The organism is bacterium (assembly GCA_040757115.1).
Taxonomy (GTDB): domain Bacteria; phylum UBA9089; class CG2-30-40-21; order CG2-30-40-21; family SBAY01; genus JBFLXS01.
In genome coordinates, this window is the sequence record JBFLYA010000118.1 from 1 (window position 1) to 12,391 (window position 12,391).

Below are 12,391 nucleotides of genomic sequence, written 5' to 3' on the forward strand. Positions count from 1 at the left end.
TTAGACTAATAAAAATAATCACACAGAGACACAAAGTCACAAAGGAATTGAATAAAACAATAAACCTTTGTGTTCTTTGTGGCTTTGTGTGAGAAAATAAAAAGGAGATATTTTAGGGTCAAACCGTAAATGTGGAATGCACAATAATTCGGTGAGGCAGAGGAAAAGGAAAAGACAGCGAATCAAAGCTTTTGTCTAACCCTGCGTTGCAGTTGACGGCGGGGGACTGTGCCGTGGTCAGAGTTTTGTGGTCTCTCAAAGTTTTATCTTGCTATCAAACTTTTGTGGTAATCCTCCCCGCAGCAGGTGAGCTCAATCGTTAGGCAAAAACAACTTTGGAGAGTATCTATGATTTCTGAAAAAATAATTAAAAAAGCAATAGAACGATTGATAGAAGTAGCAAATCCACAAAAGATATATCTATTTGGCTCTTATGCACGTGGTGATGCTCGAGAGCAATCTGATTTAGACCTTTTGGTCGTTGAACAAACGATAAAAAGCCAACGAAAGGAAATGGTTTATCTCCATGATGCAATTCGTTCAATGTGTATTCCTGTAGACATTATACCTGTAAGCGAAGCTACTTTTAACGAATGGTCCAATGTACCAGGTACTGTCATTCATAAAGCCAAAACTGAAGGACGATTATGCTATGAAAAATCGTAAACTTGCAGAACGGTTTCTGAGTAAAGCAAATCAAGATATGATTGTTATCGAGAAGTGGCGGCAAGACAAGGAGATTCCTGATGAGATTTTAGGCTTTCATGCTCAACAAGCGGCTGAGAAAATGCTTAAAGCGGTTTTGGCCTATCAAGGGATCGAATTTCCATTTACTCATCGATTGGCTGACTTGATAGACTTAAGCAAAAAGCAAGGTATCGTTTTACCAGAGAGATTGGAAGAGGTACGTTTTTTGACTCCTTTTGCTGTTAAGTTTCGTTATGACCTTTATTATGAAGAGGATAAAGAACCTATTGATTTTAAAGAAATATTCACCTTGCTTATCGAATTACGCAACTGGGTGAATACAATAATCTCTCAGGAGTGATAATTTGCCTAACGAATCGTTGCAGCGGACGGCGGGGGATTGTGCCGTGATTAAAAGTTTTGAAACCGGGAAAGATATTAGGGTCAAACCGTGAATGTGGAATGCACAATAATTCGGTGAGGCAGAGGAAAAGGAAAAGACAGCGAATCAGAGTTTTTGTCTAACCCTGCGTTGCAGTTGACGGCGGGGGACTGTGCCGTGGTCAGAGTTTTGTGGTCTCTCAAAGTTTTATCTTGCTATCAAACTTTTGTGGTAATTCTCCCCGCCGCACCTGAACTTTATCGTTAGACACTTGAGTTTTAAGATATTTCGGCTGTGCGATGTTATAAGGTTTGCTGATTAAAGGCAAATATAATTTAAAAGGAGTATGTATAAATGAAGATAAAAGAAAAAGCCATGAAGGAATTGAAGGCAATGACACCGTTAGAAATTATCACGATTTATGAGATAATGCTTTCGTTAAAAATCAAAACAAAGAAGAAACTTCCAAATCATTCAAAAGCCTATATCAAAGTGAGAGAGGCATTAAGTAAATGCGACGGGTCGTTAAGCAATGACATACTTATGGAAAGAGAGGATAAAATTTGAAACTGTTCATTGATAGTTCCGCACTTGTTAAATTCTTTCATAAAGAAGAAGGCTCTCAGAGAGTTACGGAATTAATAGTTTCGGAAGACAATGAGATATGGATTTCCGAAATTGCCGGAGTTGAATTTCTCTCTGCGGTAACAAGAAGATTTAGGAATAAAGAAATAGATGAGGAGAATTTGAATAATGCCATTTCGGGTTTTGAAGAACAGTTAAGCACTTTCAATGTAGAGCCTGTAGGACATGCGATAATTAAAGAAACTGAATCTTTAATCAAACAACATGGAAAGTCACAAGGACTTAGAACACTTGACGCACTACACCTCGGAACATTTAATCTGATTGCTGAAAAAGACTGGGTATTTGTAGCAGCAGACGAAACTCTCTGTAAAGCAGTTCACCAAATGGGATACAGTTTTATAAATCCTCTTGAAGATCAGAGACAATAACAAGTTGAATACCAAGAGGAGGATAGATTAGGTTCAAACCTCGAAGATAGAATTTACAAAAAACCGAAGATTAAGAAAAGAAGAAAAAGACGGCGGAGCAAGTCTTTTACCTAACAAATCGTTGCAGCGGACGGCGGGGGACTGTGCCGTGGTCAGAGTTTTGTGGTCTCTCAAAGTTTTATCTTGCTATCAAACTTTTGTGGTAATCCTCCCCGCCGCACCTGAACTTTATCGTTAGCATCAAACATTTTCAGAAGAGGTGAATTATACCATGCGAAGAAAAGATTATATTCAACTTCAGAGAAAATACGGTGGTAATTTTATTGCCACTATGAATGACCAGATAGTTGCTGTAGCAAAAACTCAGAAAGAGTTAACCTATAAAATAACCGAAAAAAAATTAAAGAGAAAAGATGTCATCTATGAATATATCGAACCGAAAGGAGCTATCTGTGTCTATTGAATTCCCGCTTAGAGAAAAAAGAACACATTTAGGAGTTATCCCTGACCCTAAAATAGATATCCTGATATTGGAAAAATCTGGCTATGCTCCTTACAGATTTCTCCTCGATACAGGTGCTGACTGTACAATGATGCCTTCCTCATCAGCGGAAGACTTAGGCATTGATTTAGAGCAGTGTCCTATTGATCGTTCTTATGGTATTGAAGGAGATGGTGTAAAAGTTTATCTTAGTCCGATAACAGTTAAAATCGGAAGTCATAACCTAACTATTAAATGCCTCTTCTCAGAGAAGGAAAATACTCCTTATTTACTGGGACGGATGGATATTTTCTCTCATTTTAATATCACCTTTGATAATGAACAGAAGAAACTAATTCTTACACATATTCCTACTGATTAGCCCTACTGTGGAGAAAGATATTATTAGTTAGGGTCAATTATTAGTTAGGGTCAAACCGTGAATGTGGAATGCACAATAATTCGGTGAGGCAGAGGAAAAGGAAAAGACAGCGAATCAAAGCTTTTGTCTAACCCTGCGTTGCAGTTGACGGCGGGGGACTGTGCCGTGGTCAGAGTTTTGTGGTCTCTCAAAGTTTTATCTTGCTATCAAACTTTTGTGGTAATTCTCCCCGCCGCACCTGAACTTTATCGTTAGCATATAATACAAGCATTGAATAACACGACATAAGGAGGAATGATTTATATGCCTAAAATTAGAATTCATTATAACAATGAGTATGCCTATTCTCAGCCAGAATTATATGTTTGGGCAGATAAGATGAAACCCATAAAACAGAAGCCGGATGGAAATGATTCCTTTGGACCTTATTTTGATTTTGATCTTATTGGTTTCCATGATAATCTCCATTTTAAGTTCAAAGATGGAGAAGTGTATGAACCAAATAGCGACAATCGTCTCCTAAAAATCGATAGCCCCAATAATATCTGGACATTTGCTGGAAGTAATGGGGTATTCTATGAAGACCAGATAAAATTAGATATAACCACCCTCAAAATTCACCTGAGAACAGCTAATAAATATGTCAATAGTAAATTATATATTTGGTCCTTGGCTGGCAACAAAATAGGTGATATTGAAAAATCAGGCAATGATGATTTTGGTCCATATTGGGAAGTCCCATTAAAGACGGATAAAGAACGGACTTCTATATGTTTTAAATTTCACAAAGATGATTTATGGGAACCTGACAGGGCTAATAAGTTATGGTTATGTGTTTATGGGAATGAGGTTTGGACAAAAAGTGAAACTAATCTGGTCATTAGTAAAAAACCTGAGATGCTCAACATCAAGGTAAAATTTAAAACTAAAAAACTATCCCCAATAATGCATATCTGGCAGCAGGATGATTTTATTAAAGATATTCCATCCAGATCTAAAGATAAATTTGGGTTTATCTATACGGTGTCGCTATATACCGGTTTACCGTATAATTTTATGTTTTATGAGAATGGGAACTGGGAGATGGAAAGTTGTATAAAGACATTTACCCCAGAAAAAGATAACAGCTATATCTGGGCATTTGATGGCGTCACCCAGTTATTTAACCAAAAGCCATTAAAAAACAAGATACTTACGGTCTCTATGCAAAGAGAACCTAAGAGTCTATTGGATGATTCGACGAGGATGCATATCTGGGCTGGGAATGCGATTAAAGAGGATATTGCTCCTCGTTATGTATCGACTAACGGTCGGCTTGTTTATAAATTGAAGGTCTATTCAGGACTACCCTACAGAATGATGTTTCATAAAGGAGATAATTGGGAGAGAAGCAGTGAAAGAAGTGTTGTCTTAGAGAAAAGTAAAGCGGTCTGGGTTATTGAAAATAATCTTTCTATACTTAACTCACCGCCTCCTTATAACTTGTTCCAAAATCCTGACTTCTGGATAAAAAGACCCGGGGTATATAAAGAGAACGGGTTCTACCGATTTGTCCTACATGCCCCTCATGCTGGTCGGGTAAGAGTCATTGGTGAGTTTACAGACTGGGAGAAAAATGCCTATGATCTGAGACTTACCGAGGATAAACGCTACTGGTGGGTATCAATTCCGGCTAATAAGATAAGGCATGGGCAGAAATACAAATATTTACTCAATGATGATTGGTATTCTCAGGATCCAGCGGCAAGTTGGGTTGAGAATTCGTCATATTCAGCCTGTTCCCAGATTCTTGTTTCTGATAATTATAAATGGAATGATAGTCAGTGGCGAACACCTGGTTTTGAATATCTAATCATCTATCAATGTCATATCCGAAGATTTACTAATCGTAATGGGAATCAGCGGACATATTCTCAATTGATTGAAGAAATAAAGGAAAATGCCAAAAACAATTACCTGAAAGACCTGGGGATTACCGTCATTGAGTTATTACCTATCCAGGAGTTTCCTATGGATAAATCATGGGGATACAATCCATCTTTCTTCTATGCCCCGGAGTCGGCCTATGGTAAGCCTGATGAATTAAAAGAATTTGTTGATATTTGCCATCAGAATGGGATAGCTGTTATCCTGGATGTCGTCTTTAATCATGTTGGAGGGGATTGTGCCTTGTGGAATTTAGCTCAGGAGACCTATTTTGATGGTGATACTAAATGGGGGGCAATGATTAATTACGATAATGAAATAACCCAGCAATTTTTTACCCAAAATGTCTTATATTTAAGAGAAGAATACCACATCGATGGATTCAGATTTGATTGCACGGATGCAATTATCCATTCTACGGCTAAGAATGATTTGATAAAGAAACCAGGCAGTGATGGTGGCGGGAATTTCTTGCATAAGATAAGAAAAGCTGTCAAAGGTGTGGATAATAATATCATCTTGATTGCGGAACAATTACCTAATGATTTCAGCTTGACTAATTACGGTGGTCCAATGGATACCCAATGGTTTGACGACTTCCATGATATCCTGAAAAAGTCACTTTGTGGTGTTCATAATATGGATGACCTGGCACAGGCGTTTACCCTGGGTTATAAGCGTTGTAATGAGTGGAATGATGTGGTCAATTATTCTGAGAGTCATGATGAAGTAGGGAATACAGATGATAGAATCGCTCGCGTTGGGGCAGATTTTAAAGGATACAATATGTGCAAAATAGCGGCTACGGCTACATTAATGGCCAGAGGGATCCCCATGTTGTTTATGGGACAGGAAAGTGGTGAATCTAAGCAGTTTAAGGTAGATAACGATGATGTGCTTGACCTGGATGATTATGAAAAGGACATAAACAAAACTAAGATTCGAGAATGGACAAAGGCAATGATTGCCTTGCGTAAAAATAATCCTTTTATCCAAAATGGGGCAGATTTGACCATAAAATATACCTATAACCAGGATAAAATTATTGCCTTTACCAGAGGTGGAGATAAATATTTTGTCGTTATGAACTTTGGAGGTTGGCATGGCTATCGTTATCTGGGTGAGATGAATTTGCCTTATGGCGACTATAAAGAGATTTATAACTCTACCTGGCCATATTATGCCTTTGACTTTGAAGATGAACATACCAATGGTGGTTATAATGCTTGCTTAAATGCTAATCATAGTTTAAATATCCCTGATTATGGTGTAGTTATACTTGAAAAACGGTAACCATTCAGGATGTAATGAAGGGAAAAGGGGAAATAGGGGGGAATAGGAAATTTAGCCACCTGGGCGATTAGACTAATTCATCGCAGAGACGCAAAGGAAAAATAAATGGAAAATAGGAAATGAAAAATGGGAAATTTTAGTAATTCGCAAGACTCATTACCTTTTTCATCGCAGTGGTGTCGTCGTATCTTACCACTGCGAGGATCGCTGGATATTCGGCTGGATGGAAAAACATATTGCCATCCCCATTCCTTAGAGGCATTAGGATATTTCCGTTCTAAGGCAAAAGGCAGATAGACCTCTCCCAACCCCTTTTGAAGATCCTCTTCGTGCAATATCTTAACTCGGCGTAAATGTTCTAACAATGCTGGTTTTAATGTTTCAGGCAGCATCGTTGAACGGTCTTTCCTCCCTTTTCCCTCACGCACAATGACTTGATTTCGTTCAAAGTCAATATCTTTAACCCGCAAACGAATACATTCCATCAACCGTAGTCCACAGCCGTAAATAAGTTTTGCCATCAATCCATATAGCGGTTATTAACTGGAAGTTTACATAGGATAATACCCATAAATAAGGTATGAGAATAATCGTTCCGTTAGGAACATAATATTGGTAGAAATAGATAGACAAATCAATCAGTTCCGTAGGAACGATATATTGGTAGAAAATTTATGGAAAGCCATTTACCGATATATTGTCCCTCTGGGACATTATTTGTATGATATTTATTTCTACCGATATGTTGTCCCTCTGGGACATTATTTGTATTTCTAAGTAAAGTTTTGAATAATAACTGCCATAAGTCCCTGACATAGCTGACAGAACACGACTAACTTCTGCTTTTGTCAAAACTGTGGGTAACTTTTCAGGCTTCTTAGCTCGCTGGATATGCCCAAAATCTCCCAGTTCAATCTGAAGAATATGTTTATAAAGAAAGACGATAGCATTGAGCGCCTGATTTTGGGTGCTTGCCGAAACCTTCTGATTGGTTGCCAGGTAAGAAAGATACTGAGAGATTTCCTTTTCTCCCATATATTTTGGATGCTTTTTGTTATGGAAGAGAACAAATCGTTTTATCCATTCAATATAACTTTGCTCAGTACGAATAGAATAGTGCTTTTTACGCATCACTTCACTGGTCTGCTCAAGAAGATTCACCTCATTAGACCTCCTTTCAGCATTTTTCGGTTTCAATATTACATGCATTTTAACTATAAAACACTATTTATCAGCTAATTGCAAGAAAAAAATTTATAATGCAGTAAAATAAAAACCGCTAATAGGCAGTATAATATCAGGATGTTATTTTTCAGTATTTTCTAATTTTGATATTAAAATTTTTCTTGACAGAATATTCTATTTATGCTACTCTATAAATAGCCTAACTTATAATGCAGTAATATAAAACTGCCAATAGGCAGTATAATCTAAGGTTAGACATGCCAGACAGACAAGAAGGAGAAGGAGGAGAGTTATTCCTGTTGGAAGTTTCGGTGAGAATATTTGCTCCTTAGCGGACTATACCAGGCCTGCGAGATTGATGCTTTTCGGAAAGAGTTGCTTATCCCTCAGAAGCAACAGGGGGAGGCTAAGAGGGTCTACTGAAAAGTGATAGTTAGGTAAGATAGAGGAAGCAAGAAGAAAGAGACGGCAAAGTGCAGCTTTTTCTAACCATTCGCTGCACCTGACTGCGGGGGGCTGTGCCGTAATTAGAGTTTTGTGGTATCTTAAGCTTTTATCTTGTTTACAAAGTTTGGTGGTAATCCGCCCCGCAGCAGGTGAGCTCTATCGTTAGCTTTCGAACCGAAACTCTAAACAATCGCGAAAGAAGCGAAGAATGGAGGAACCAATGACTCAAAATGAAGAAAGAAAAGGAGTGCTTTCTCAAATCATTGTCGCCGTCGTTGTCACTTTACTAGTTGGCGGTACTGCTCCATGGTGGTGGGACATAATCGCTCCGGAAAAATCTCAGGAAAAACCTGATGGCATTCCAACTTGGGATGGGCAGATTCAGGAAAAACCTGATGGCATTCCAACTCGGGATGGGCAGATTCAGGTTCGGTGTACTGCCAGTCCCCATTCAATTCCCGCTGGCGGACAGGTCGGAATCACGGTTCTGGCCTTCACAGAGCAGAGTTCTCCGGTCAGTAGCGCAAATGTTCGTATTGAAGCAGGCGGAGGATGGTTCTCCAGAAGCGGAACCACTATCGAGGTCGGACAGACGGACGCTGGTGGTGTATTCATGACCCAGTGGAGGTCTCCGAACCCAGCCGCGGGGGCATATGGAATGAACGTAACAGTGACCAAAGATGGTTTTACCGAGGGCAGGGATGAGTGCAATATCCCCATACAATAGAAGAAGCTACATACGGGATCATCTAACCATTCGCTGCACCTGACTGCGGGGGGCTGTGCCGTAATTAGAGTTTTGTGGTATCTCAAGCTTTTATCTTGTTTACAAAGTTTGGTGGTAATCCGCCCCGCAGCAGGTGAGCTTGATCGTTAGCACCAGATTGAACTAACCACCAGAAGGAGGAAGAGACATGGGAAAATGTCCGAAATGTGAAAATCTTATTACAACCGTCAACATTGAAGACGTTACTGTAAATCATCTTTTTCAGCCTGGTTGGAAAGGAATTTCATATCTTTGCCCATTTTGTAATTCTGTTCTGAGTGTACAGATTGATCCGATTGCGGTACGCACTGACATTTCAGACCATGTAGATCAGGCAGTTGCTCCTGTTTCGCAGGAGGTTGTTACCTTGCGTAGTCAAGTCACTCGGTTGGAGCAACTTTTAGCGCAGTTGTTGCAGCCACGGCGCTAGGGTTGCGTGGGTTCAGATGTCTGTCTGGTTCAGGAGGAAGTAAGTTAGGGTCGGAACCTGATTATTAGGAAATAGAGGAAATAGGGGGACATTTCCCCTATTTATTGACCTAACAAATTGTTGCAGCGGACGGCGGGGGCTGCGGGGATATTTTAGGGGCAAACCGTGAATGTGGAATGCACAATAATTCGGTGAGGCAGAGGAAAAGGAAAAGACAGCGAATCAAAGCTTTTGTCTAACCCTGCGTTGCAGTTGACGGCGGGGGACTGTGCCGTGGTCAGAGTTTTGTGGTCTCTCAAAGTTTTATCTTGCTATCAAACTTTTGTGGTAATTCTCCCCGCCGCACCTGAACTTTATCGTTAGCCACTCAACAAATAAAACTTGATATAGGAGGGAGAAATTATGGGACGAATTGTAGCACAAGTTGAAATATCGAATCCACAAGATGAGGGGAAGAATTTGACATGCAGTATATTTGTTGATACTGGTGCTGCTGGATTAATTCTTCCAATGGCATGGAAAGAACGCTTGGGGAAATTTGCAAGCAGTGAAGTTGTAGATCTTGTGTTAGCGAACAATGAAGTAGTTAAAGGTGAAGCGTGTGGACCTGCAGGAATTCAAATAGAAGGATTCCGAAAAGTCTTTAACGAAGTAACCTTTATGGAGATGGAAAAAGCAGAAAATGGTGAATACGAACCCCTTTTAGGATATATAATTCTGGAACAAACACAAGTAGCCGTTGATATGCTTGGACATCGTCTTGTACCTGTGAAATATATCGATTGCAGATAAATTAAACAATAAGATTTATCGTTAGGGTCAAACCGTGAATGTGGAATGCACAATAATTCGGTGAGGCAGAGGAAAAGGAAAAGACAGCGAATCAAAGCTTTTGTCTAACCCTGCGTTGCAGTTGACGGCGGGGGACTGTGCCGTGGTCAGAGTTTTGTGGTCTCTCAAAGTTTTATCTTGCTATCAAACTTTTGTGGTAATCCTCCCCGCCGCACCTGAACTTTATCGTTAGGCAATGATGCTTTATAGTTTTATGGCATACTAATAAGTGGAGGAAGAAAATGGTTAAAACATTAGAAGCAGTATTTGATGGCAAAGTATTGCATCCTGAGGGACCGATAGATTTACAGCCAAACATACGCGTCCGCATAACAATCCAGACCATCACTACACGGAAAACAAAAGCGCGTTCATTCCTTTGTACTGCTCGATCACTTAATTTGGAAGGCCCTTCTGACTGGTCAACACGGATAGAAGAATACCTATATGGAAGGTAAAGTGATGCCAATGAGTAAAGTTTTTCTTGATACCGCATATGCTATTGCACTATCTTCGCCCAACGATGAGCAACACAAAAAAGCCGTGCAGATTGCAGAACAATTGGAAGCGGATGCAACTAAGTTGGTTACAACGCGAGCTGTCATATTGGAAATTGGAAATGCATTAGCTAAGTTACGGTATCGTAAAGCTGCAGTCGAATTATTGGACTCACTCGAACAAGACCCAAATGTTGAAATCATCCCAATTTCGGAAGAATTGTATAAGCGTGCATTCCAGTTTTATCGTGAGCGACCAGATAAGGAATGGGGAATTACAGATTGTATATCTTTTGTTATTATGCAGGAGCAAAGGTTGACAGCGGCACTGACAACAGATGAACACTTCCAACAGGCTGGCTTTCAAGCACTCCTAATGGATAATTAGGGTCAAACCTTGAATATTGAATTTACTTTTTGCATAACTTATTGATAACAAAAGAGATAAGAAAAGAAAAAGATGGCAAAGCATAGTTTTTACCTAACAAATCGTTGCAGTTGACGGCGGGGGACTGTGCCGTGGTCAGAGTTTTGTGGTCTCTCAAAGCTTTATCTTACTATCAAACTTTTATGGTAATCCTCCCCGCCGCACCTGAACTTTATCGTTAGGTGGATTGAAGATAAGTGGATTGAAGATAACATGATAAGTGGGTTTAAGGTTTCGCTTCGAGCAGCAAAGGAATCTGATCGTCGGCAGGTGTATAAATGGTTAGCTTGCTCTGACTTGACGCCATCAATGATGGGTCCTCCAGACTTTCCCGACCATCCGGTTCCAACCTGGGAAGAGTTTTGTTCAGATTACAAAGCACATTACTTTGATGACTCTGCCATATATTCTGGCAGGTGCTTCATTATCACGGTTGCACATGAAGGCGTTGGTGTGGTAAGCTATAATCAGATTAACCAGAACAGAAGAGAAACCGAATTAGACATCTGGCTTCGCTCAGAATCTGATTGTGGAAAGGGATACGGCTCTGATGCTTTGAAAACGCTATGTGATTATCTACATACCACTTACGGCATTGAAAGCTTTATCCTCAGGCCGTCTGCAAGAAACCAACGAGCTATTGCCGCATATCAACGAGCGGGTTTTAAATTATTGTCTCTTTCGTCTGGTAAACAAAGAGCCGAATATGGTCCAGGAGACTACGTTGATACAGTGGTACTTTGCAAGCATATGTCCACCTAACCAATCGCTGCACCTGACCACGGCTATCGCTCGGGCAGGTGAGCTCAATCGTTAGACAGGCCGGGGGCAGACAAGAAGAAGAAGAAGGAGGAGTTATTCCTGTTGGAAGTTTCAGGGAGAATATTTGCTCCTTAGTGGCCTATACCAGGCCTGCGAGATTGATGCTTTTCGCAAAGAGTTGCTTATCCCTTAAAAGCAACAGGGGGGAGTCTAAGAGGGCTTACTGAAAAGTGATAGTTAGGTAAGATAGAGGAAGCAAAAAGAAAGAGACGGCGAAGTGCAGCTTTTTCTAACCATTCGCTGCACCTGACTGCGGGGGGCTGTGCCGTTTTCAAAGTTTTGTGATTTATCAAGCTTTTATCTTGCTTACAAGGTTAGTGGTAATTCACCCCGCAGCAGGTGAGCTCAATCGTTAGGCTAATAAAAATAATCACACAGAGACACAAAGTCACAAAGGAATTGAATAAAACAATAAACCTTTGTGTTCTTTGTGGCTTTGTGTGAGAAAATAAAAAGGAGATATTTTAGGGTCAACCGTGAATGTGGAATGCACAATAATTCGGTGAGGCAGAGGAAAAGGAAAAGACAGCGAATCAGAGCTTTTGTCTAACCCTGCGTTGCAGTTGACGGCGGGGGACTGTGCCGTGGTCAGAGTTTTGTGGTCTCTCAAAGTTTTATCTTGCTATCAAACTTTTGTGGTAATTCTTCCCGCCGCACCTGAACTTTATCGTTAGACTAATAAAAATAATCATACAGAGACACAAAGTCACAAAGGAATTGAATAAAACAATAAACCTTTGTGTTCTTTGTGGCTTTGTGTGAGAAAATAAAAAGGAGATATTTTAGGGTCAAACCGTGAATGTGGAATGCACAATAATT

The 12,391-nt window shown here is 40.0% G+C and carries 14 protein-coding genes and 1 pseudogene; 13 read left to right on the forward strand and 2 right to left on the reverse strand.

Annotated features, from left to right (window positions below; translation table 11 throughout):
- The first annotated feature begins 306 nt into the window (after positions 1-306).
- The 7 genes from AB1422_11245 to AB1422_11275 all read left to right on the forward strand — a co-directional run bounded on the left by AB1422_11245 (position 307) and on the right by AB1422_11275 (position 6,167).
- Positions 307-666 carry a nucleotidyltransferase domain-containing protein gene (locus AB1422_11245; protein ID MEW6619891.1) on the forward strand — a complete coding sequence of 120 codons (360 nt, stop codon included), beginning with the start codon at positions 307-309 and terminating at the stop codon, positions 664-666.
- Positions 653-1,048: a HEPN domain-containing protein gene (locus tag AB1422_11250; GenBank protein MEW6619892.1), complete on the forward strand. Its 396-nt coding sequence runs from the start codon at positions 653-655 to the stop codon at positions 1,046-1,048. The genes AB1422_11245 and AB1422_11250 overlap by 14 nt, the downstream gene beginning before the upstream one ends.
- 375 nt (positions 1,049-1,423) lie before the next feature.
- Positions 1,424-1,636 (forward strand): hypothetical protein, encoded by a 213-nt coding sequence (locus tag AB1422_11255; protein ID MEW6619893.1) that lies wholly within the window; start codon positions 1,424-1,426, stop codon positions 1,634-1,636.
- A complete protein-coding gene (locus AB1422_11260; protein MEW6619894.1) occupies positions 1,633-2,085 on the forward strand; it encodes a type II toxin-antitoxin system VapC family toxin in 453 nt (150 codons plus the stop codon). The genes AB1422_11255 and AB1422_11260 overlap by 4 nt, the downstream gene beginning before the upstream one ends.
- Positions 2,086-2,356: 271 nt before the next feature.
- Positions 2,357-2,548 carry a DUF5678 domain-containing protein gene (locus AB1422_11265; protein ID MEW6619895.1) on the forward strand — a complete coding sequence of 64 codons (192 nt, stop codon included), beginning with the start codon at positions 2,357-2,359 and terminating at the stop codon, positions 2,546-2,548.
- Positions 2,538-2,948, forward strand: coding sequence for a retropepsin-like aspartic protease (locus AB1422_11270; GenBank protein MEW6619896.1), 411 nt, complete (start codon positions 2,538-2,540; stop codon positions 2,946-2,948). Before AB1422_11265 ends, AB1422_11270 begins: the two co-directional genes overlap by 11 nt.
- Positions 2,949-3,251: 303 nt before the next feature.
- Entirely contained in the window at positions 3,252-6,167 is a 2,916-nt protein-coding gene (locus AB1422_11275; GenBank protein MEW6619897.1) for an alpha-amylase family glycosyl hydrolase, read from the forward strand.
- Between the two features lie 161 nt (positions 6,168-6,328).
- Here AB1422_11275 and AB1422_11280 read toward each other — a convergent pair.
- Together AB1422_11280 and AB1422_11285 are read right to left on the reverse strand one after the other, a co-directional pair.
- Positions 6,329-6,697 (reverse strand): annotated as a pseudogene (locus AB1422_11280) (tyrosine-type recombinase/integrase).
- A gap of 142 nt (positions 6,698-6,839) precedes the next feature.
- The gene (locus AB1422_11285; GenBank protein ID MEW6619898.1) at positions 6,840-7,328 is read right to left on the reverse strand and encodes a phage integrase N-terminal SAM-like domain-containing protein; all 489 of its coding nucleotides are present in this window, start codon (positions 7,326-7,328) and stop codon (positions 6,840-6,842) included.
- 691 nt (positions 7,329-8,019) lie between these two features.
- On the opposite strand from AB1422_11285, the gene AB1422_11290 reads away from it, so the two are divergent.
- The 6 genes from AB1422_11290 (at position 8,020) to AB1422_11315 (ending at position 11,512) form a co-directional block, all read left to right on the forward strand.
- Positions 8,020-8,526, forward strand: a complete 507-nt coding sequence (locus AB1422_11290) for a hypothetical protein (GenBank protein ID MEW6619899.1) — start codon at positions 8,020-8,022, stop codon at positions 8,524-8,526.
- Positions 8,527-8,713: 187 nt separating this feature from the next.
- Complete coding sequence (locus AB1422_11295; GenBank protein ID MEW6619900.1) at positions 8,714-8,995, forward strand: hypothetical protein; 282 nt, start codon at positions 8,714-8,716, stop codon at positions 8,993-8,995.
- A 402-nt stretch (positions 8,996-9,397) separates the two neighbouring features.
- Positions 9,398-9,787 carry a hypothetical protein gene (locus AB1422_11300; GenBank protein ID MEW6619901.1) on the forward strand — a complete coding sequence of 130 codons (390 nt, stop codon included), beginning with the start codon at positions 9,398-9,400 and terminating at the stop codon, positions 9,785-9,787.
- A 281-nt stretch (positions 9,788-10,068) separates the two neighbouring features.
- The gene (locus AB1422_11305) at positions 10,069-10,284 is read left to right on the forward strand and encodes an antitoxin family protein (GenBank protein ID MEW6619902.1); all 216 of its coding nucleotides are present in this window, start codon (positions 10,069-10,071) and stop codon (positions 10,282-10,284) included.
- Positions 10,285-10,288: 4 nt separating this feature from the next.
- Complete coding sequence (locus AB1422_11310; GenBank protein MEW6619903.1) at positions 10,289-10,711, forward strand: type II toxin-antitoxin system VapC family toxin; 423 nt, start codon at positions 10,289-10,291, stop codon at positions 10,709-10,711.
- Between the two features lie 252 nt (positions 10,712-10,963).
- Complete coding sequence (locus AB1422_11315; protein MEW6619904.1) at positions 10,964-11,512, forward strand: GNAT family protein; 549 nt, start codon at positions 10,964-10,966, stop codon at positions 11,510-11,512.
- The last annotated feature ends 879 nt before the right edge of the window (positions 11,513-12,391 follow it).